Genomic DNA, 23808 nt, shown 5'->3' on the forward strand with positions numbered 1-23808 from the left:
AATTTTCAATATGAGCAAATTAAATCTTATCTGTATGAATTATTTGTTTTTAAGAGTTCATCTTTTATTACGAGAAAAAGAAAGAACATAGTTATTTGATTTGAGATATAATCGAATTGTCAATAATTCCATGCGCTATCCAATTTCTATTGATTAAATATAAGGAAATACTATGTCACATACAACTGCAAAAGTAGTACGTTTTCATGAAGCTGGTAATCCAGAAGTATTAAAATTAGAGGAAATAGCCTTACCAGAACCTGATAATGGAGAAGTACGATTGCGCATACATGCGATTGGTTTAAATCGAGCAGAAGCTATGTTTCGTCGTGGACAATACCTGATCGCACCTAAATTCCCCTCTAAAATTGGCTATGAAGCTTCTGGTATTGTTGAAGCTATAGGACCTGGCGTGGATCAGAAAATGCTCGGCATGAAATTAAGTTCTGTACCCTGCTTTGATTTAGGGAAATATGGTGTATATGGTGAGGTAGCTATTTTACCTGCTTATGCTCTTGCAGCTTATCCTGAAAAACTATCTTTCGTGGAGGCAACTTCTATTTGGATGCAATACATGACCGCTTATGGCGCTCTTGTTCACTATGGCAAGGTTTCGAAAGGAGATTATGTGTTAATTACAGCAGCCAGTAGTAGTGTTGGCATAGCTGCAATTGAGATTACACGTGCTCAAGGAGCAATAAGTATTGCAACTACCAGGACCCAAGCGAAAAAAGAAGAATTACTCAAGCTTGGAGCAGATTACGTGATTGTTACTCATGATGAAGATTTGCCCACTCGTGTAAAAGAAATCACTAAAGGTCAAGGAGCACGAATCATTTTCGATCCTGTTGCAGGGAAGGATATCGAAAAACTTGCAGACGCAGCAGCAGACAAGGGAATCATTTTTGTTTATGGTAATTTAGCTAACGAACCCATGCCTTTCCCACTTTTTACCGCTTTAAGCAAAGGCCTTACCCTACGCGGCTATACTTTATTTGAACTCAGCGCCAACCCCAATTTAAGGAAGGAAGCAGAAAAATATATTTTCGAACATATTACCCAAGGAGATTTTAAACCACGTATCGCACGCATTTTTTCTTTGGATCAAATCATTGAGGCTCATCAATATATGGAGTCTAATGAACAAATTGGAAAAATCGTGGTAACAGTATTATAACTGTCTTCCACTAAGTTATAGACAAGACACGAGTAAAATGAGGCGAGAAAATGTATTTAAGGTACATGACAAAGCCGATTGAACTTGTAACGAGGTCTAAAACTTAGTGGGTTACTAAACAATATATTATCAAAAATTGAATATCAATGAACTACTGTTTTTAACTCTATTCCACATCAAATGCGGCCATTTATCCCAAATGATCCTCAAAAATGGCATTATTGTAAATTCCAGGATACTCCAAGATTACATATGTAAATTTCAAAAAAGTGAACCATAATTATATGGTGAATATATTTTATGCTGTTAAAGGATAATAAAATGAGAGGGGAAACCAATAGTGAATTAAAAATAATAATTATTGATGATAACTCCGCAATTCATCGAGACTTCAAAAAAATACTTACCTTTGAGAAACCTAATTCCAGGTTAGATAAATTAAATGAAATTTTGTTTGGCGATGACTTTAAAAAACCGCAAACTAAATTTCCCACGTTCCGAATCGATATTGCCTCACAAGGAAAGGAGGGTGTCGAAAGAATTGAAGAAGCGCTAGCTCAAGGTACCCCATACGCACTTGCATTTGTAGACATCCGCATGCCACCAGGTTGGGATGGCATTGAAACCATTAAACACATCTGGGCATTAGATAAAGACATTCAGATTGTAATCTGTACCGCCTATTCAGACTATTCTTGGGAAGAAACAATCGAAAAATTAGGGATGACCGACAGTTTGTTAATTCTAAAAAAACCTTTTGATTCAGTAGCCGTGAGACAATTGACCTATGCGCTCACCAAAAAATGGGAATTAATGCAAGACATTAAAGCCAATATGAATGTACTCGAAAAAACAGTTAAAGACCGCACCATTATGCTACAGAAATCACTTTCGTTAACCCGCGCTACTTTGGAATCTTCCATCAATGGAATTGTAGTAGTCAACAATGAAAATAAAGTTGTTGATTGGAATCAAAATTTCATCGATATGTGGTCATTATCTCCCGCACTCATTCATGGTAAAAACTATGATAAGATCCAAATACATATTCAGGATAAATTACTTAACGCTGATAAATTTCAAGAACAAATCCATAACATCAAACGAAATCCAGAAGCTACTGAAACCACCACCTTTCAATTAAAAGATGGACGATTTTTTGAATGCTATTCGCAACTACAAAAAATGAATAAAAAAATAGTTGGCAGAGTTTGGTCTTTTCAAGACATCAGTGAACGAATCAGTTTAACCGCGAAATTGGAATTCCAAGCCACTCATGATGCATTAACTGAATTACCTAATCGCATACTCCTTTTTGACAGAATTCGTCATGCTATTAACCATGCACAACGAATCAATAGTTTGTTCGCAGTCATATTTATTGATTTAGATCGATTTAAGCTAGTAAATGATAGTTTTAGTCATGCAGCGGGAGATTCATTACTCAAGGAAATTTCTTCTCGATTAAAAGAAATCATGCGCGAAGAAGATACGATTGCACGCTTGAGTGGTGATGAGTTTATTTTTATCTTATTATCTGAGTCATTAAAAAAGCCTGAAGATATCATGACAATATGCGACAAGATATTAGGGGCCATCACAAAAGCAATTAAGATAACTAATAGAGAGATTTTGATCACTGCAAGCATGGGTATTAGTATTTTTCCACAAGATGGATCGAATGTAGAGGAATTAATTCGCAATGCCGATTTAGCAATGTATAACGCAAAAGCCTTAGGAGGTAATCAATACCAATTTTATTCTGCAAAACTAAATCAGCAATCTCTCGAGAGGTTAGATAAGGAATCTGCGTTACGAAAAGCATTACTTTCCAATGAACTTTACTTAGAATATCAACCCCAATATGATGTTAAAACAGAACAGTTAATTGCTGTCGAAGCGTTAATTCGCTGGAAAAACCCCAAATATGGCATATTACTTCCTATGGATTTCATTCCCTTAGCTGAAGAGACAGGCTTAATCGTACCGATTGGAGAATGGGTGTTAAGAACGGCCTGCATTCAAAATAAGACATGGCAAGACAAAGGATTTCCACCATTTTCTATCGCAGTCAATGTCGCAACAAAACAATTTATGCAACCAGATTTTGTTGAAATGGTAAAAAGAATCTTAAATGAATCCGGACTTTCACCGGAATATCTAGAAATTGAAGTGACTGAAAATATCCTTATCAGAAATATTACGGTAGTCGAATCGATTAAAGAACTAAAAAATTTAGGCATTAAAATTGTATTAGATGATTTTGGCACTGGAAACTCCTGTTTAAGTTATTTACGTGCGCTTCCAATTGACCAATTAAAAATTGACCAATCATTTATACAAGATATTGAGGAAAATAACAGCGATGCTATTATAGTTAAAGCGATCATTTCTCTTGCAAATAGCTTATCATTTGATGTAGTGGCGGAAGGAGTTGAGAACCTTCTCCAAGTAACTTTTTTAAAAACACAACATTGCGATAAACTCCAAGGATATTATTTTAGTCATCCTATAGGTGCTAAAGAACTGGAGTCTTTGCTTAAAAACAAACACATCTAAATAGGGTAATACCATAACACACATTCTTCCTTGATTGATTCCAGTACATTTAGCAGACAATTATCTATTCTAGAAGCATTTTTAGAAAAAACCTGATGAAAATCAGGTTTTCCCTATAACCGTATTCTTAGGTTTTGCAATATCGCAGCTACGTACAAGAATTTATCTTATATAACGAAGCCTGCTGTTATTTTCCAATTTAATGAGGCTGATGCGTACTCTCTTCTTCAAGTTCATCTACTGCATCTTCTTCTTGGTTCATATGCATGATAAACATTTGTAAGAATATTTGAGTTGGTTGACCTTCATCATCCACTACCTGCGGTATCATATGGAATACTGCAAGGGCTGGAATAAGTTGACCAAGACCTTGCTCTTCTTGAGGAGCTTGATTTGCACGAACCTCTCGAATCAATATAGGACGATAGAAAAAAGTATGGGGCATGGCACCTTCTTGTCTTAGTAAATCTCGCATTGTCTGCTCAGCCCATTCGTTTTTTAATTCTTCTTTAATGGCATTATCAAATGAATTAGGCTTAACCTGGGTAGGATCAAAATCAAAACACTTTATAACGTGGTCTCGTGACAAGGGTTTTTGAGTTAGTTTACCACCTTCAAAGAGAACGGGGTCTTCAAAAAGTGCCATTAGCGTTTTTATGGGAACAGGCCAATACTCTGTTGCGTGAGTCGTTGGATCACTAGGTAGTTTTTCTAATCCTGACGAAAGTGCTTTAATACTAAATGTATTATCACTGAGCCTCACCAAATAGACGCAGGTATTTTCTTCCAGTATCGTATCTTCTTGCATAATCGGATCGAAATAGGTTGGCATAATATTATTCCTTTAGTAATTATTTGACCTAAAATGTAATTTATACGATCAAACTGGCAGATGCAATACTTTTGTGGCAGGATAAAATCAAAAAGTATTGATTATGAATATATTGATATCAGATGAACTTATAGTTGTTGCCTAAAATGATTATCAATGAAGCGAGATAGCTGGCTCTTACCTTATTCAATTCTGGTATAACCTATACTGAATTTGCACCTGGAATGACGGCTGGTCTTAATATTAATGCGATATGATCTAAATAATCGCAGTAATATCAGGAGTAAACGATGCCTAAATTTGATCATTCCCACCCTCATGTAAAAGTGCAAACATGGGGAACATCGCCTGACGCTAATTCTGGATTAATGAGTTTTTTAGATGCTCGTTATCGTAAAGAAAATATTGGGCATGCTTCTCTTGAAATGAGGCTTCCAGGGAGTCCAGAAAATATCGCACTTGTAAATGAGTTTTGTTATAAAGATCCGCAAATTCCCGTTGAAATAAAAAAACAGAAAAAAAGTGATGGCGCTGAGGAAATGGAGTATGTAATTAGATTTAGCTTCATACCAAGTAACAATGCTCCGTTCTCTCTAAATTATTCTTATAAAGACGATACTAATTATGAGAGATCTGGACATCATACTACCGACAGTCATTATCTAGAAGTTTCTGAGCTTGAGGAAAGAAGAGCAAGTAAAAGAGTTATTCGTGTATTTCCAGCTTGCTCATTAACAGAAAAGGGACGCGCCCTAGATTTTTCTACCGCTAAGGGGCAGTATATTCTTAAAGTTAAAGAAATTGAAAATCGAGAAGACTTACTACAAACAGCGAAATTATTAGAGAAAAAATGTGAAGCTTTAAAAGGAGGTAAGGAACACATTGATTTTTATCACCCAGATAATAAAACGATTTTGATTGCTGCTAAACGAATAGACATCGTTCTACCTAATGGAGAATTTTCCAGAGAACAGTTAGATAACATCCTTAATATATCTGAAATTAAAAAAAAGGTACAAGAGCAGGTATCCCAATTAAAATTAGAACAAGCAGCTCTGAAAGAGAAAGTGCTACAAAAAGATAAGACAGACGAAAATACACGGTTGATACAAGCACTGAAATCTATTTCAGAAAAAGTTAATGATTCTAATCTTGGCATTTTACCCACAGAGATAGAGACGCTAAAAGTTCCTCAAAATACAAAAAATGAGCTTCTCATCTTAATCGACTCAAACGAATTAGAAGAATTTAAAGCCAAATTAAAGAATTTATGCCAACAGTACCAAAATGAAAATAATCAAATTACCACGGATAGTCTTTATTTTTTTAGTACCCAAGACGATTACTTATGTCGCGGGCGGCCAGCTGACGCAGAAATACAGCTTCCGTTGGGAACTGGATCAAACGAACTTAATGCTGCTGCTATGCTCGCACAAATGAGAAAAATAGTGGATTCTGGGTATCATTATGACTTATATACTCATAATTGTTCGAGTACTGTTTTAACGATACTCAGGGCAGGCAGAGATGGGATAGTTTCGGAAGTCACTCCTGCAAAAGGATTTACCACAGCTAATCCTAAAACGGTATATAATCAAGCATGTTCATTAAGAGATAAAATTTGCCCAGTATCTGTAATACAAGCGCTCTTAAATCTGGATGATTTTTACGCGTCCAAAGCTGTTGATGCTCAAGTAGTGTCTAAAAAAAGTTCTACCTTAGATGAAGCCATACTTAATTTTACAGCAAATAACTTATTCCCCGAAAATGAAGATATAGAAAATAAGACATTCTATGTATTTTCCGCAGAGGATAGAGACCACTTATTAAAAAATAAGGAGAAGCGGATACCCACTGAACTATTGCGAGATCTTTGGGGTATCATGCCTGAAAGAACATTGCCTCTTTCAAAGGATAATTCAAATAAAGTTGTAATTGATCGAAATATGACTATCGGGCAACTCGTCCAAGGTCTAACTCTTTTAGCGCAAAATAGGGCTGAAGATCGCCTTAAAATACAAAAGACGGTCACTGAACCTCAAGAAAAGGATGCATATGAGATTTTAAAAGATAAAATTAAATCAGAACTTTTGAAGCTAGAGGTAAAAAAGGACGCTAAATCAGTGCAAAAAACAGCCGATTTAGCTCATGCTTACAGCCAAGTAATAAAAGAAATTAATTCCGCAAATCCACCATTAAATGAAAAGGAAAAATGTGCAAAACTTTTTCACGCTTTAGAACCTATTTTACATGTAAATACGGGATTCCATATTCGCACAGCAAGGTCTTACACTGAGGTCAAAAAAACAGCTATAGAATTAGGCATCATTGAAAGAAAAGAATCCGTGACTGTGTTTAAGGACAAAATGCAGCAAATGAGAAAAGAAAATGACGACCAAACACCTCAGAGACAAATTTTTTCATCGACCTAGGTAATAGCGTTCCTAAAGTATTTTTTCCAGAGTAGGTGACTTTCACGCCCAGATTTGTTTTGTTCTTAGTAGTGATTCAAAATATTAAAATTTGACCTTTTAGTTTATTTTTTGATATATTTAATCCCTTTTACAGAGAGCAGGGATCCTTTCTATGTTTCAATTTTTTTCTGGAGTCATTAAAGCTGGTTTTAATACAGCAGAAGCACTTATCTTGGGTCCGTCCAAAACACGAGATGAGATGTATGCTGCTCAAAAAAGGCGTTATTATGCCTTCGCTGATTTTGCCTCAAATCTCCAGTATAAACCCCATCAAAATTTAGCCAGAAAACAGTATTGGGGCAGCCAACTTTACTTTTTGGGGCAGTTAATAAAAAACAACTCCTCAAAGATCCAAGAAATAACCCAGGGAACTGCCGCGGTTGCATCTGAATCAGCCTTACTTGAAACAATCAATCAATTAATCTCTGCTTTAGATGATACCAGTAATGTGACCAAATTTTTGAATCTTTTGGAATACGACCTTGAACTCATCGAAACCGCCCCACTTCAATCAGATAAATCCGAATCCTCCTCTCCATCAGGAGTGCAATTGTTTCATGGAGATGTCATTCAGTTAATCAAACAATTGCATGAGCAAGGCATCATCGTGATCACGGATAATGCACCAAACTCACATCGAGATGGTGCAGCAAAATACTCTAGTGGTTCGGTAGAGGAATTACTTTCTCGATATACCGACTCTGCTTTAAAAATGGTGTTGCACTTTTGCGATGTCCATCAGCGTAATCTCGAAAACAAGCAATATGCTTTTTCGGATGCTCCCCTTCCCATTGATGTTGTCGACTACCAAAAGCGGTATTTAAAAATGGTGCTCACTATTTGCGCCAAATGGATTGAAAAAAAAGAAACCTATTTGGAATCAGAAGAGTTCTTCAATGATTTATTTAAATCATACCCCAACCCACAAAATGGACTGCCTATCTATTTTGATATGCAAAATAATGTCTATGAAGTACCGATTGCCGGTGAGTGCATTTCACATTGGTTCACCGATACAACTGAATTAACCACTGTAGAGAAAACATTAGCACAGTTACAAAAAAATGAAAGAACACCAATAACTATAGTGAGCTACGCTGCCCCTGATTTACGGAAAGTGGAAACCTCTCCTTTAGATACTCGCGCCACATCCAATAAAATATTGCAACATCCTGAAGCAGAGGGAACCCTAGGTATCTCATTGACCAAGGGTATCGCTGTTCAATGTCACGCAGCGATTAATCGAGCAAAATATTTTAAGGAACAAGGAATCAACCAAGCGGTAGCTGCCGTTTTTGTCATGCCAGGATGTGGTGCTTTTAATAATCCAGAAAAGCAAAGCGCAGCTCAATTTATTAGTGCCATCAAATATTATTATCCGGAGTTAGAAAAACTGGGAATCCGCTGCTACCTCGCTGAATACAACCAAAAACTCTATAATGTTCTTGAAGAGGCGAATGACGTTTTTACTTCTGAATTAGGTCAACTTAATGAAACCATCATCAGAATGACACAACCAGAACTTCGTGCAAAAGCGATTGCCGTTAAAGAAAAACTTCTTGACCTTTATGCAAAAGGAGAAAAATCAGAAACACTGCACAAACATATCTTGCAAACCACGCAACTATTAACAATGCCCCCAGGACCCAAGCGTCATGCGCTTGCACTCGAATATCAAAAAAATGCCCATGTGCTTTCGAAAAATAATAATCCGTTTTTGCAATCCTTAGGTTTTGCAATGATGATTTTGGGCCTGGCAGTGATGATTGCAGGAGTTTCATTTGCATTAACGGGTGTAGGTCTTTTAGCATCGGGAGCTACAACAATGGGAGGTTTGGGATTATTAGCAACTGGGGCAGGCTTGTTCTCTAACGAAAAAAAGAAAAATATTGCTGCTTTATCTGAAGATTTAAAACTTTCATGTGTCTAATACATGATACGATCCATTGCACTTTACATCGAGCTAAGTATGAAAAAAAAGCGTATTATCATTGGCATCACTGGTGCTTCAGGAATTATTTATGGGATACGGCTACTTGAATTGTTGGCCAACACTGAATATGAAACGCACCTCATTGTTTCAAAAGCCGCGCAACAAACTCGTGCGTGTGAATCTGAACTTTCTGCCGCCGATCTTGCTCAACTTGCCGATAAACATTACCCAATTTATGATATTTCTGCGTGTATTTCGAGTGGCTCCTACCTCACTGCAGGAATGATTATCGCACCTTGTTCCATGCGAACATTGGCAGATATTGCTTGTGGTACAACTTCAAATTTATTGACTCGTGCGGCAGATGTTGTTTTGAAAGAACGCCGACGACTTGTATTAATGGTGCGAGAAACACCATTACATCTTGGTCATATTGAAAATATGAAACGAATAACAGAAATAGGCGCCATTATTGCACCGCCTACCCCTGCATTCTACAATAACCCACAAACAATCGATGATATTGTAACCCATAGCGTAGGACGTGTTCTCGATTTATTTGATATTGATATCAAAAGCATAAAGCGCTGGCAAGGAAATAAAAAAAATAATTATGCTACCTAAGCGAAGCGAGTACATGGTTAACCTCTACTTAAAGGGTTTCTAATTACAGAAAATAAATCTTGGCATTGGTTTTCATGGAATCGTGCTGTGAGTAAACATTTCTGGTGCCAAGGCTGCGTCAATAATTGTTGTCTATGCCAATGATGAATTCGCGGATCAGCGTCACTCCTAAACTCATCTAACACTTGTTCTAAAACTTGCCTTACTTTTTGCCAAAGAAAAGGCTTTGCAAGATGATGATCTACCGCTAAACACTGAATCCCATAAGCTAAATTACCAAGTAAATTGCTATCAATGAATTTATTGGTTAATGCGGCAAGCTCAGGACGAATGATTGTTGAATCAGGATGAAGTGAGGGTTTACTCACCTTGTCATAAAGTGAATGACTGCAAATTTTAACACCGCTTAAATCGCGGATCACAAGGCCTGAAGGGCGATTCGCTTGAAAAATAACCAAGGTATTTTGTTGATGGGCTTCAAAGACAATCCCATAACATAATGATAAATGCAGTTGGCTTGCCAAAACACAACGACAATAGTCCAAAAAATAATCCACTGGATTGCCATGGCTAAGTGCTATAAGTTCACTCAATAACGATTTTTTGCTTAGTGGAGACCGTTTAAAAAGAGCTGCCAGAGGTATAAGCTTCTGGTTTAATCTAATCCATTGCAAAGGATTTTCACGTACTATAAGCGCCAAATGCTTCTTTTCATCATCCGGGATTGATGGATCAGAGGTATTAATCCCCGCGAAATCACGGGCTAAAAATAATTGTCCTTTATAGTACTGATTTTGCGCGAGTAATTCGTTAATCCATTGTGAGAGTATGGCGGAGTTACTCACAGAGGCAGGAGAAACAGTACATAAAGAGGATGTAACCTGCACACCAACAGCTAATTTAAGATGAGGACCATGTTTTGTTAATGGCATCATGGTACGAAACGACATAGAAGGTTTTGTGGGTTGATATACAGAATTGACCACAAACTGATGTGTATCAAGCAAAGGTTTAGCAAGCATTTTTAATTTATTTTTCCATTGCCAAGGGTGTATTGGAAATGGATAATAATCTTCGGGATTTAATTGTTTTGATCGAAGCGCATCACTCCATAAACCGTATTCCTTGGGAAAATGATTGCTAAATATCCAATGAAAAGCTGTCTTTGTCGTAGAGGTATATGCACGTGAATAATGAACTGCAGCCCAACATATATTCACTTCAGAATTAAATTCGGGAGAATACTGCAGAACCTCTTTGCGATTGAACCCTATTTTGGCACGGAAATTAGGATGAGAGGGATGCCCAATGCACCCCCATTGTTCTAAAAAATGAAGTATCTGTTGCTGATTAAAATGTTCGATTAACCAAGACCACAAATTTGTATGTCTTTTTGCATGCTGCTTAATCCCTTTATCCCATTGATGTTGGTAAGCAAGAGCTAGAGCCTGATTCGCAATACTTTCATTTAATTCTTCGTATAATAAATGCCAATGTTTCGCATAGTTTTTTTGATTTGCCGAACAAATCTGTAGAAAATCAAGATAAGACATAATCGATTGACATGTTATTTTTTTATCAATTAGTCCTTCTAAAAAAGCTACTCTTTGTAACCGCTTAAAACACTGCTGATAAGAAACAAGTAGGAAACGACCCATTTGCCTGGACGATAAAGAAAGACCGGTCTCTAATAATAATGAATGTAATTGGTAGCGTAACTCATCAAAATGAGAATTAGATAAAATCATAGATACACCATCCTTCCATTTGTTTGCTGTTTCAGTTGTTATTCATCAAAATGAATGGCTCTTTGCCATACTGACGGACTTAAATGAGAATCATTATCATTAGAATATAAACGATAATGATTCTCATTTGCAACAAAAGAACCTATTTTTATTTACAACACGGATAAAAAAAACTGGAAAACAAAATAAGAGGGCAACTCGAAAAAATTATCTTTATCCATGTTTGTTGGGAGCTAAATTGAAATTTAAGGGATATTATCGATATTTATGGCATAAAACCGGATGCCTTATGCCGAGTTAGAAAAAGATGAAGCTTCATTGTTTGATTAGGGTCTGTCAACAGACCCTAAGCACTCTTTTCAAAACGTTTCATCTTCGACCAATCTGGATAGGTAAGCTCCCAGACGCGATAAAGCTTATTCTTTTTATATTCAGCAATTAAAATAACTTCGATTTCTCGTTCAGATTCATTAGGCTTTTTAGTCGCAATAAACAATCGCCCAGCAACTTTATTCCTTTGTTCTACAAACGATTTCTCATCATATCGAATTTTGTATTGAATAGGCGTTTTATAGATTGCCTGATGAAGTTGCAGAAACTCCTGGTACTCCATGGTATTTCCATTAGAGTATAATTTAAAACCCTTGTCGTAATATAAAGGAATTGCTTTATCATTTTTTGCTACAGTAACTTGAGCAAACATTTCTTTTAATAACGAAATGTAATGGGAGGATTGCCCTGCAAACGTAATCCCGGGCAACAATTGCAATATAAAAAAACAAATACCACAAAAAAAACTAAGCATGTTTTTTTTCATATTCAAACTCTTATTAGTCCTTCTAACATTCGATTATAACCTATAGCATTCATAAGACAACGATTATAGAAGGTCATATCGAATCACTAGTTTGGCATTAATTTATCAGGTCATGAGTCAAAATAAAGCGCTATCTTAGCAGCAGCTTAACAATCGATTAACACTTTCTTAACTATTGCTTAACAATTCCTTAACATTTGTCTGTCATAATGCCCTCAATTTTAAACCTAAAATTTAAAAGGAGGCCTATCACTGATACAGCAAATATTGCGTCTTATCAGGTGAACACATCCTGAGCAATCGCTTCAAAAATTAGTATTTAATTCGTTAATTAATATTATTACTGAGGAGTCACGAGTCATGGCGTTATCAGAAGTCGTTATCAATGATATAGTTCAATCTCAAACAAAAGCAGTCATTAGCGAATCCAATTACCACCTTCTTCGGCAATACCTGCTAGAAAGAAAACCCCTATTAAGAATACTTAATCCAATTAGCTCTTTACTGTTCGAACACTGTAACTCCGATAAACAAGCAATGATAAATTACTTAACTCAACGTGCCTGTGAATCGCAAATAAATCATGATTCTCAAGAAGCCATAAACGATGAACGAGAACAAGAAAATGAACATGCACTAAAAATCAATTACGAAAGAGAGTTATATGATTTACAAAATACACTTCAACAACTTGAAACAAAATGCGCGCAACAAGAGCACTACTATAACCAAATAAATAGACAATATAATGAATTTAAAATAAGTATTTCCCGAGTTAATAGCAATCTTGAGAGACTCCGTAATGAGCGTCAAATACGATACCCCGAGGGTAACATTCATGCTCACACCCCAATGACGGTAGCATTACAGGATCAACAAACTTGGGATAGACTTTTACAAGAGGAAAATAGATTAGTTGAAGAGCGTCAAAGACTGACTTATCTCTTTAATTCAAAAGAAAGCGAACGAACTAAAGAAGAACAAAACTTAACTCAGTATCTTCAAGAGAAAAAAGAATCAGAAAGACGTTATCAGGAAATAAAGCATCAAATGGAGATTGTTTTCCCTGAAAATGAACAACAACGTCACCTAAGAAACGAAGAGCGTCTCGCCAGAAACAGAGCCCGAAATACCTATGATCCTCATCTTCAACAATTATCTCCTGAAAGCATTGAGGCATTGAAACAACAAATCGAAAGCCAAGCCCGTGAATTAGATAATCAACGGACCCAATTAATGAGTGAAGCAACGGAAATGAGTTATAAGACTTATTTAACTCAACTGGAATTAGCATTAGAACACTCTGAAAACAGCCCGCAGATCATGTTTAATGAGCAAACCGCATTAAAGATGATTGTAGGCATGATGAAAAATCTAACAGAGATGGCAGGAAAAGAAAAAGGATTGATAAACTCATTGGATGAAGAGCAAAATAAACTACGCTCATTACAAAAAAGCCTTCTGGAATGCACACGACAACTACAAAACCATCTTACCTCTAAGCCTCATCTGGTCAAACAAAATAAAGAACTTACTGAAGAAAACGAACGTTTGCAGTTAAAAGGCGAAGCAGCAGCAAGTTACAAAAAAAGTGCACTTTATGTCTCCCTTTTTAGTATGAGCAGCAGTCTAGTAAGTACTGGCATAGTAAGTGCGTTAATTATTAGTCCTGTATTTTTTACTATTCCAGGAGCTCTGGCGATGCTATCACTTGTTGCTTTAGTAGTTGCCTTAGGATTTCAGTATCAAAAACATGTCAGTGAGACGCAAATGGAACAAAATAGCCAAGTTATGGAGAAAAATGATGTCCTGCTTATGAAAGATTGGAAAAAGGCTAATGAATTAAGCTTGACCACGATGGCGGAGCTAAATACCAAGATAGAAAAATCAGAAAAATATTTAGTTGAACTGGATCAAAAACTGAAAGAGCAGCAACATGTAATGAGTCTTGTATTAAATAAAGCGCAAAGCGTGTCGACATCTTACAGTGGAAATAGTACCTTCTTTGGTAACACAACTACAGGAAATGTCGTTTATTTACCCTCTGCTCCCTCTCAAGATGAATTATTATACCCTCCTATCGAGGAAGGCACAGTACGTTATGGTTACTAATCTGTAGGGACTAAAGTCTATTGATAATGTATTTTCTACCCGGATCGTTCAGCCGAACTCCTCAGGCTGAGTGATCCATATAATGATTTCTATTTAAAAATAAATCCTGTCTTATTTTACATAAAACCCTATCCAAGCGTTAATTCTTTGCAGACGATCCATTTCAAAATCGTACCTGTCCAATGAATGAGATTGTTGAGGATAAATAATGAGTTCCGTAGGTATATTTTGTGACCTTAACGCTTGATATAGCTGCTCAGAGCCGATGCAAGGTACATTAAAATCCATTCTGGCACACATAAATAATGTTGGTGTTTTAATTTGATTTGCCTTCATTAAAGGATAACTGAGCTTCATATACGTTTGAGGATTAGACCAGGGTTTTCCTAACTCTAATTCGTATTGAAGTGTATATTGATCTACCCCATAGTTTCCCCAAATATTGCCTGTACCTGCACCACTAATCGCTGCCTTAAAACGGGTTGTGCTCGCAATAACATAATCAGTAAGCATAGCCCCATAACTCCAGCCTGCTACAACCAATTTATTGGGATCAACAATGCCTTGTTTTATTGCATAATCTACAGCAGCTAAAACGTCTTTCACGTCCAGATTGCCCCAATCAGCATAAATTGCTTTAGCAAAATTGAACCCTCTTCCGGAACTTCCCCTTGGATTAGGGGCAATAACGACGTATCCCTGAGCAGCTAACCATTGCCATTCAAAATTAAACTCATGAGTAAATTGATCTACAGGGCCACCATGTAAATTTAGAATACCAACATATCGATTTCCAGGTTTATAATGTGCAGGTTTTACCAATAAGCCTTCTATTCGAGTACCATCAAAACTATCAAATTCAATGTCTTCAACGGGTGAAAAACGCACCTCTTGTAAAAGCTTTTGATTATGGTGAGTTAGTTGTCTCAGTCCATTTTTTTCAAGGGCAAACAACTCGCTTGGATGTTGATCATCAGAAGAAACAACTACTATTCGTTGATGTGCTACCGAAAAAAACTCATCAACACGAGGACCTTGAGTTAATCTTCGTACTGTACCCGTTTGAACATCAACTGCACCAAGATGAATATTTCTGCTTGTTTCCATTAATACATAAATTATTTTACCATCCTCAGACCATTGTGGGTCAGTAACCCACAGATCGTGAGGTCCTACAACTCGCTCCTGTCCAGTAGCAACATCAACGACAGCTAATTGGGTAGGAGCGTAGTCATAATACATTGCTTGAGAATTAGCACTGCGTATATATGCTATTTGAGAATTATCCGAACTCCATGCAGGAACAGACTCCCATTCTTGATCCAGATCTGTTCCGGGAAAATGAGTGAGTTGTTTGGCCTTACTTCCCGAAATTGGATTTATTAAATAGATATCTGAATTGAAATTTCTATCGGGATCTTTTCCTCGTTTAGTGACGAAAGCAATATATTTGCCATCAGCAGACCAAGCAGGAGCCCATTCATCATAAGGCCCAGAGGTTAGCAACTCTGTTTGCTTCTTTTCGATTGATATACGATACAGGTGACTTCTATCTGAACCTAAATAACCTTCTTCATCTTTTTTAAATACATATCGGGTAATAACCAAAGGTTCATTTTCTGATTGGCTTTCATCCTTTGCTTTGCTCGCAATAAATACAATATTTTTAGAGTCGGGAGCCCAAACAAAATCACTAATGTCATAGTGCGTATTGGTTAACCGATGCACTTTTCCACTTCGTATGGAAAATAATTTCAATATTGACGTTTTATCATCCCCACTTTCAGATAAGAAAGCAATCCAGTGGCCATCAGGGCTCCATTTAGGAGCGTAATTGCTGCTATTCTTACTGTGTGTGAGCTGTTTGGCTACCGTACCATCATAGGATACAAGCCAAATATTCTTAATCCCCTCTGTCTTACTCTTACCCTCCTCTACACTATAAACCACCCAATCTCCGTTTTGCGAGAGATTGGGCTCCGTGATCGTCTTGATCCGCAAAAAGTCATTTAAAATAGGAGCTCTTTGGGCAAAAACCATCTCTTCACAACAAGATAAAGAGAGAAATAAGAGAATAACCTGTGTATAGAAATGGTGTTTCTTCATGTTAATTAGGTTATTTTTGAGGTAGTTAATACTTAGTGTAGCTATGCTCTTGAAAAATACAAACCAAGAGTATTTCTGTTTCATGTACCGATATCTGCACTTTGAGAAATTTCTTACACGAATTTGAGATAATATAGGGATGACAATTTATAATGATTTGTTATGATTACAACAACGAGGAATGACAGTGGATGTCTTAAAGGGAATTACTAGCATTATGGATAATGCTTTGCCACATGGATGTGGTTACTCTCCTCGTAAAGTCACTTGAATCTTTATCTGTTTTTCTCGGGAAATACAGGAATTTTTCTCTTCAAAATACCTTCTTTATGAACAATTAATTAATTGATATTTAAGTAAAAATTAAATAAAATTTTATGTTGTCTTCTTTTATAAAAGTCACATGACCATGTTCACTTTAAGAAAAATAATGTTCTTCCTCTTATGTTTCTTTTTAAACACCGTTGCCTACAGTCAGTCCCTAGAAAATGAAAAACCAATCTTGGTTAGTTATGTTCCTATAGGTAAGCTCTCCAAAGATATCGCCCAAATAGCATTAAATAAAACGCTTCCTCTTGATGCATTTACAGCAAATTACGATGTGTCTCTTTATAAAATTCATTATCAAACTCCTGCACCAGATGGCCACATCACCATTGCCTCGGGTTTAGTTGCCGTACCTTCAACAAAGGTTAAGACAGGAATTGTCAGCTATCAACATGGAACTCGTTTTAATCGTGAAGAAGTTCCTTCTAGAATGAAGGAAGGAGACTACATTTATCCCGCCTTGTTTGCCAGTCATGGCGGATATTTGACTGTGATGCCTGATTACCTTGGCCTGGGAGATAATGAATTAGTGTTACATCCTTATGTACAATATGAGACATTAGCCAGTAGTAGTGTGGATATGCTTTTAGCTGCTAAAGAGTTTGCAAAAAAAATAAATTTTGAAACCAATGATAAGCTTTATATTGCTGGTTATTCAGAAGGAGGCTTTTCTTCTTTAGTCATGTTTGAGTCACTTGCGACGCAGCACTCAAAACTTCCAATTACCGCTGTTGCCTTAGGTTCATCACCCTATGACTGGGATGAGACAATGAAATTTATTATGCTCAATCCTGGGCCAAGAGCAACCGCATACTTAGCTTATTTTTTCTATTCGCTACAAACCTACAAAAACTATTGGACTGATTTAAGTCAAATATTTATCAGCCCTTATAATGCCATCATCCCTGAATTATTTGATGGATTGCATTCCAATGATGAGATACTTAATGCTTTACCTCAAAATCCCGCCTTAATTTTTCAAGCAGAATTCTTTTATGCCATTTTAAATCATACTGAAAACAATTCCGAGAAACTGAAGCACTATTTCAATCATTATGATTTTATTCCAACAGCACCTTTATTACTTGTTGGCACAAAAGGAGATAAAGATGTGCCTTATCATGGAGCAGAAATAGCCTATACCCAGTTTGGACAACACAACAGCCCTGTCTTTATTAAATCTGTTAGTGACTCTCTCGATCATAAAGAAGCCGCACCTTATGTCTTGTCTGAGATGATCCAGTTTTTTAAACAATATCCCAATCAGGAAGCAGCCTAAAACTTACTGCCATTGAGTTAAGTACTGACTCTTAAATCCTAGAGTCGCAAGATAAATTCTTTAACTGAGTGGCAAGGAGCATAGTGCTGAATCTATAGAAGAATTCATCGATACAATCTAACTTCTCAATTGGACTAAAAAATTGGTGCTTATAAAAATAAAAAAAGAATTCTTTAACTTAAGTGAACTTCACATTATTATTTCTACAGTAAAACTGCTCTACAATAATAGCAGCACAATTAATATGAGCTCATTTCATCTCATTCTAGGAATTCTTTTATGAAAAAAATATTCTTTTCTGCCCTTCTGCTTATGACCTTAAGCCTGTTAACAGGGTGCTGGACGGTACAAAAAGGGCAAAAATCAGGAATTATTGTTAAGGTTGCAAAAGAAGGTAAATTTTGGGGAACCTATGAAGGAGAAATGATCTTGGGTGGTCTAGAAAATGCCACTGGCGCAAGTGGCCGTGCTTTTCATTTTACACTGGGCCAATTTAACACCGATCTGGTAAAACAAGCCGATTTTGCCATGGAGAACAATAAACATGTAATTATTAGCTATCATTGTGACGCCTATACTCTCCCATGGAGTGGTGAGACTAAGTGTTTTATCAGTAAAATTGATATATTACCTGAAAAATAGATAATTATGCGTTAAAGCATCATTTTGTCTTACAAGTAATTTTTAATTTGTTCATAAAGCGAGGCTTGTATCCCAATCTGAACAAACCCCTTAAATACATGCATAGGGATATCCATAACTTGAGAAAAGGTATGATAAATTGAATTACTGTTAATTGTAGATGACCAAGGAATTCTAAATCCACCAGGAGGATAATCAAGATCCAAGTTATTGATTACCTCTACTGCTGCTTTTATTCGCAACCAGTGCTGTAGGCAATCTTCATTTGTGTATACAGTATGATAGGCATGTATAGGGAGAGCAAAAGAGCCTAATTCTAATCCATGTAAGTGCGCAAAATGCGCATCATAAGTGATGCAATGCGCTTGTAAACTATGCTCGCTACTATAGCCAATAGGTACTATGCTACCGGTCTTCCTAGAAGTAGCAAGCCCATGCAATTGAGCCACCACCTTCTTACTTTCAACTTCTCTTAAAATCCAAAAGTCGTGTACAAAACGAGTAACAAAAAGAAAAGGGAGCTGAAACATCGCCGCTTGTATACAATATTCTGGCATATGAGATTCCTACCTAATATCTTTTAAACTCTATCACCGTAGCATAGCTTGTTCCAACAAAAGTAGGCAGCTTGCCATTTCAGAATAAAACCTCTGTATCTTCAAAAATAAAACCCTAACATTCTACTCAGACAGCCCTTGCTTCATACAATAAAGATAAAAAGTATTGTATAATTTTAATACATGGAAGTAGGCAAGGAGTCTAAAATGGGATACCGTGACGGATTAAAATTCCAATTTACTAAAATGGATGCATTGCAAGCTTTAAGCCAACCTGTTTCAACTTTACTAGGAGTATCGAATCAAACAGAACAAACTTTAAATAAGTTAGGCATTAAAACAACTTACGATTTAGCAACCTGCCCTCTATTCTTAGTGGCCCAAGATATAGCTTCTGCAGCAAACGGAGAAGGTCATTCAATTATTGCTCGCTCAGGTCGAATTTCATCAAGTATTATTAGTCCAGATTCACCGCAAACCCCCGATGCTTTAGTAGGAGCTGACATTGCTGCTTTTAGAGATATAAATACCACGCTTGCTAATGAAATAAAAAATAATCTGCAAATTGATACCATCGGTGACCTAGGGCGCTGGCCTCCCTTTTGCGCCTCTCAAGTGATATTAGATGTTGGAATTCCGGAATTAAACCAAGAAGGAGAAGAAAAAGGAAGTGAATTGGTTCCCAGACTAGGTGAATATCCGACAGAACGACATTATTATCGTTCGATAGTGATTGATCAGGTTAGTCCCCAGGAAACCACTGATTTAAATAGCGCAGGTCCAATTGATATTGCCCCCACCATCTCTTCTGATTTTGGTTTTAAAGCCCCGGCAGTTGGAGCCATGCTAACCTTCGCCCAATCTTGGTTTGCGCAAGGAGTTACCTTGGGTAATTTATTGCATAGCGTTGCACTCGCTCCCGGGGAAAGTACTCGTATTGCAGTGATGGATTGGTCGCGACAAGTTAAAGCCTCAGACCAAGAGACTATTACTGAAACAGAAAATTTAACCAATACGACCACTCATAATCGTGCAATTAGTGAAGTACAAAATGCAGTTGCCTCAGAGGTTCAAACGGGATTTTCTAAAACCAGCGGCAGTTCCACTACGTCTGCAGGCGGTGGCGGTTTAGGATTAAGTTTGGGACCTTTAACTTTAGGTGGAAGTGGATCTTCTGCAACCTCAAGCTCTAATGCTGAAAGCTTTTCAACTTCATCAGGCACTCGTAACCTTGCTGCCACAATGAATCAACGGGTTGCTGATGCAACCCAGCAAGCAGCATCCTCCGTACGGGATCGTCGCGCCTCAGTCGTGAAAGAGGTTTCAGAAGAGGAACATCAAGCGGTCTCTACTCGAATCATCGCTAACTACAACCATATGCATGCTTTAACAATCCAATATTATGAAGTGATTGAAATTTATCGGGTAAATGTGCAATTACAACAAGTAGAGCGCTGTCTTTTTGTGCCTATGAAATTACTCCAATTTAACCAGGCAACAATTAAACGTTATCAGGGAGTGCTTGCTAATGCAGCAATTAGTCAACGGGCAAGGGAATTATTAAGTAGAGAGTTCGGTTCTGTAATGATTCATCCTACCCTACCCCTTCGACCCATACGTACTATATTTGATAATGTAGCAGCAATCGACAAAATGAGCAGTATTTCTATGCGTCTGTCTACTACAACAGCTAGCCCAGATAGCAGTACCCCCCCCGCAAGTGGAGCCAACAACACCGGCTACATCACCTCAAGTAAGTGGGCCTTATTGGATCAATGATGAATTAATCAGAGCCTCCCGCATCACGTTAGCAAGCATAACAAAACCAAACACGAACAATGTATCACTGCCTGGTGAAACCGAATTTTATGGAGTTTCCCTGGATCTGACGGCTCAAAATCGTTCTTCCATTTCCATTACTGCAGCGAACATAGATTTGCAATCTGGCAATATAGTTAAATTAACCAGCATTAGTCCCGTTAATTGGATTACCAGTGAAGCAATTCCCATTCAAGAGCTTGCTGCAATTAGGATTACCTCAGCGAATACAAGTTACTTAACAGGGCGATTAACGCTACAGCTTAGTTACAATAGCGCTAAATTCCCGATTAGCTTACCCGTTGAAATTAGTCCTAATGCAGTAGAAGTACAACTTTGTCAATTTTTAGTGAATCAAAGTGACGAAACTGAATTAGAAATGCACCTGGAACAAAACCGCCTCCATTATAGCCAAGCAATTTGGCGCGCCCTAGACCCATCGCAAATTGCTCTTCTTTTATCCTCATATACCTTCGAAGGCAAACCCATAGGAGATTTAATCGATCCCAATCCAGTGATGGTTGCAAGCAATTATTTAGTATTTCGTATGCCAAGCTTTATTGAAGCAGCAGGAGTTACAACCAATGTTTCTGATACAGATGATGAAGCCCATAAAACCTGGCGTGGATGGTTAAAAGATCGCGGTTTAATTTTAGGTACAGATACAGCAAGAGAACAACTGATTCCCATCCCAACTGGCGGAGTTTTTGCTGAAGCAGTACTGGGCCGCTCTAACTGTGCAGAACTACTTGATGCTACTCGTTTTTGGAATTGGCAGGATTCTCCTATACCACTACAACCGCCTGAAATTGCAGCAATTCAGATGGAATCTCGATCTCAACCTGTTGATGTTACCCCAGGACAGCTCGGGTCTCCCGTGTTAAATATCATGAATCCCACATCTCTCCCTGAGCCAACAGGTGTAGGAGCCATATTAAATGCCGTTCAAAACGGTAGCATGTTTCGTGACATGGCAGGTCTTGCATCAACTGCAGCCTTAGCACAAGCATTAGGCTCTAATTCAACCACAGCAGGCGTTGAGGCCGGTAAACAGGCTGCAGCTAATTTAGCTGTTGCAGCTCAAAAAGATATTGAAGAAAAGAAAATCGCAGCCCAACTCGCCTTAGCGGCTATGGGTTTACCTACAGCAAATGCAGGTTCTACTAAAAATATTTCTGAAGGTGGTGCTTTATTAAATACCGCCAAGGAAATGGATAAGCAATCACCAAGAACCTCTCCATCCTCTACCTCTTCTAGTTTAGGAAATGATGGATCCACTATAAATGGTTCTGGAGATAATAGCTCCGGAATGAGTGATCCAATCATGCCTGGAGTACCTGATAATGTGCGAAGTCTCTTTGATGGCACTAGTCGAGCTGATGAAGTATTGTCCAAGATGAATTGGGGAAGTTTAGGACAATCAGGGGCTTCGATTCTTCCTGCCAGTTATGAAGATAAAAGTGGTGGAAGTGGTGGTGGCTCAACAAGTGGAACAGTCATTAGTTATGAACTCGCCTGTTATGCCAATTTTCCCAAACCATGGGCCACTGAAGCTGATGAAGTACAAGGTTTAGTGAATAATAAGTGGCTCCCCTCAGCTGAGGATTTTGACAGTATCAGTCCTGCTGCTACTAGTGCCAATAATCAAGCAACCAAACCTTTTGGTCAGGTCATTCTCTCTCTAGAAGATTTAATTAATACAGTGAATTATTTTGCGCCCAAGGTAGCTGGATTTGGAACATCTTATGCCTCAAGGGTTCTCAGGCTTAATCTGTTTTTATACGCACAAAATGGAAACGTAGGATTTCAAGGAATATTAACCACGAATGGAAAATGGGATGCGGTACTTGGCAATGATGTAAAATCAGCGGGGCTGGATTCTGCACTTATAACAGCTATCAGCAAAAAAGCGGCCACTAAAGCATTACTCGCCAAGCTCAAAACAGCCTGGGTTCCGGCTACTGAAATCTGGTTGTATAGCTGTTCTGATATTGTCAGCGATGCTTTCGGAAAAAAATTGGCAAAATTACTCGGAGCCAAGATTCGAGCCTTTGATGAGCCATTTTGGGTATTACCTGCTTATGATACGACACAACAAAAAATCTTATCACGAGATGAGTTTGGCATTGGCTCTGATTTTGCAGCAGCCGCTGCTACCCGAACAAAAGATCTACACAGCTTGGATGTCTTATCAAAGAGAACCTTTAAACCATAATCATGGATGCATGATTCATTTTAATCGATTTGCCATTGTTTAACATCCTCGCCCAGCGACACAGGCGAGGATTTGTGTTTTTTTAGTGCGCTCTCCTGCCGTTACAGAGAATGGTGTTTTTCCAACCGACATCTTCCGCAAAAGCAACAAATCTTGCAAGAAATTTTATCTTGCCGCATACATTCAATAGCCCCCAGTGCTCCTAATAAATATTACTTTAATATGCAAGAAACTGAGCCGTTATCTAATTGCAATTGATTGCCACCCAAATCTGTCATAAATTGCCCAATATAAGTTTGCTTGTGTTGGTTAAATTGAGCGGAAATGAAAATTCTCGGGCGATCGCGTTCATCTTCGTCCATAGCGACTAAGAGTAAATTACCCCCTCTCATACTAAACCGTGTTACATTCACTGGATAAGCAAAATCAACTTTAGGGAAATCGCCCATTTTACCGGGGACGCCAAAAGAGAGTGGATCTTGGATGCCTTTCATGTGGCATATGACAGATTTTTGCGACGCCTGAGCTATTGCTCCACCAGCAAACACCAATAGCAATGAAAAAACAACACATTTCATAAGACCTGTC

General features: G+C 37.7%; 16 protein-coding genes. 10 read left to right on the forward strand and 6 right to left on the reverse strand.

Annotated elements, in window-relative coordinates:
* Positions 1-172: 172 nt before the first annotated feature.
* On the forward strand, positions 173-1177 hold the full coding sequence (locus tag EL220_RS15905; RefSeq protein WP_027271921.1) for a zinc-dependent alcohol dehydrogenase family protein: 1005 nt from the start codon (positions 173-175) through the stop codon (positions 1175-1177).
* Positions 1178-1498: 321 nt separating this feature from the next.
* Positions 1499-3736, forward strand: coding sequence for an EAL domain-containing protein (locus EL220_RS15910; protein WP_027271920.1), 2238 nt, complete (start codon positions 1499-1501; stop codon positions 3734-3736).
* 199 nt (positions 3737-3935) lie between these two features.
* Here EL220_RS15910 and EL220_RS15915 read toward each other — a convergent pair whose 3' ends face one another.
* Positions 3936-4568 (reverse strand): hypothetical protein, encoded by a 633-nt coding sequence (locus EL220_RS15915; RefSeq protein WP_027271919.1) that lies wholly within the window; start codon positions 4566-4568, stop codon positions 3936-3938.
* 290 nt (positions 4569-4858) lie between these two features.
* Between EL220_RS15915 and EL220_RS15920 the strand changes: the two genes are divergently transcribed.
* The 3 genes from EL220_RS15920 (at position 4859) to EL220_RS15930 (ending at position 9599) form a co-directional block, all read left to right on the forward strand.
* Positions 4859-7000 (forward strand): hypothetical protein, encoded by a 2142-nt coding sequence (locus tag EL220_RS15920; protein WP_027271918.1) that lies wholly within the window; start codon positions 4859-4861, stop codon positions 6998-7000.
* A gap of 154 nt (positions 7001-7154) precedes the next feature.
* Entirely contained in the window at positions 7155-8972 is a 1818-nt protein-coding gene (locus EL220_RS15925; RefSeq protein WP_027271917.1) for a hypothetical protein, read from the forward strand.
* A gap of 39 nt (positions 8973-9011) precedes the next feature.
* Positions 9012-9599: a UbiX family flavin prenyltransferase gene (locus EL220_RS15930; protein ID WP_027271916.1), complete on the forward strand. Its 588-nt coding sequence runs from the start codon at positions 9012-9014 to the stop codon at positions 9597-9599.
* A 17-nt stretch (positions 9600-9616) separates the two neighbouring features.
* Here EL220_RS15930 and EL220_RS15935 read toward each other — a convergent pair whose 3' ends face one another.
* Both EL220_RS15935 and EL220_RS15940 read right to left on the reverse strand, forming a co-directional pair.
* Entirely contained in the window at positions 9617-11347 is a 1731-nt protein-coding gene (locus EL220_RS15935) for an IucA/IucC family protein (RefSeq protein WP_027271915.1), read from the reverse strand.
* Positions 11348-11693: 346 nt separating this feature from the next.
* Positions 11694-12164 (reverse strand): hypothetical protein, encoded by a 471-nt coding sequence (locus EL220_RS15940; RefSeq protein WP_035906363.1) that lies wholly within the window; start codon positions 12162-12164, stop codon positions 11694-11696.
* Positions 12165-12524: 360 nt separating this feature from the next.
* Between EL220_RS15940 and EL220_RS15945 the strand changes: the two genes are divergently transcribed.
* Positions 12525-14276: a hypothetical protein gene (locus EL220_RS15945; protein WP_027271913.1), complete on the forward strand. Its 1752-nt coding sequence runs from the start codon at positions 12525-12527 to the stop codon at positions 14274-14276.
* 111 nt (positions 14277-14387) lie between these two features.
* Here the strand turns inward: EL220_RS15945 and EL220_RS15950 are convergent, their stop codons facing one another.
* Positions 14388-16382 carry a S9 family peptidase gene (locus tag EL220_RS15950; RefSeq protein ID WP_027271912.1) on the reverse strand — a complete coding sequence of 665 codons (1995 nt, stop codon included), beginning with the start codon at positions 16380-16382 and terminating at the stop codon, positions 14388-14390.
* Positions 16383-16785: 403 nt separating this feature from the next.
* Here EL220_RS15950 and EL220_RS15955 point away from each other — a divergent pair, with 403 nt between their 5' ends.
* Both EL220_RS15955 and EL220_RS15960 read left to right on the forward strand, forming a co-directional pair.
* Entirely contained in the window at positions 16786-17988 is a 1203-nt protein-coding gene (locus EL220_RS15955) for an alpha/beta hydrolase family protein (protein WP_027271911.1), read from the forward strand.
* A gap of 279 nt (positions 17989-18267) precedes the next feature.
* Positions 18268-18630 carry a hypothetical protein gene (locus EL220_RS15960; RefSeq protein ID WP_027271910.1) on the forward strand — a complete coding sequence of 121 codons (363 nt, stop codon included), beginning with the start codon at positions 18268-18270 and terminating at the stop codon, positions 18628-18630.
* Between the two features lie 29 nt (positions 18631-18659).
* On the opposite strand, the gene EL220_RS15965 is transcribed toward EL220_RS15960, so the two are convergent.
* Complete coding sequence (locus EL220_RS15965) at positions 18660-19187, reverse strand: hypothetical protein (RefSeq protein ID WP_027271909.1); 528 nt, start codon at positions 19185-19187, stop codon at positions 18660-18662.
* 207 nt (positions 19188-19394) lie between these two features.
* Here EL220_RS15965 and EL220_RS19295 point away from each other — a divergent pair, with 207 nt between their 5' ends.
* The gene (locus EL220_RS19295; protein ID WP_232002506.1) at positions 19395-20966 is read left to right on the forward strand and encodes a hypothetical protein; all 1572 of its coding nucleotides are present in this window, start codon (positions 19395-19397) and stop codon (positions 20964-20966) included.
* Positions 20908-23220 carry a hypothetical protein gene (locus EL220_RS19300; protein WP_232002507.1) on the forward strand — a complete coding sequence of 771 codons (2313 nt, stop codon included), beginning with the start codon at positions 20908-20910 and terminating at the stop codon, positions 23218-23220. Before EL220_RS19295 ends, EL220_RS19300 begins: the two co-directional genes overlap by 59 nt.
* Before the next feature lie 212 nt (positions 23221-23432).
* On the opposite strand, the gene EL220_RS15975 is transcribed toward EL220_RS19300, so the two are convergent.
* A complete protein-coding gene (locus EL220_RS15975; protein ID WP_027271908.1) occupies positions 23433-23798 on the reverse strand; it encodes a hypothetical protein in 366 nt (121 codons plus the stop codon).
* Positions 23799-23808 lie beyond the last annotated feature (10 nt).

It is taken from the genome of Legionella sainthelensi (assembly GCF_900637685.1).
In the GTDB taxonomy this organism is placed as follows: domain Bacteria; phylum Pseudomonadota; class Gammaproteobacteria; order Legionellales; family Legionellaceae; genus Legionella; species Legionella sainthelensi.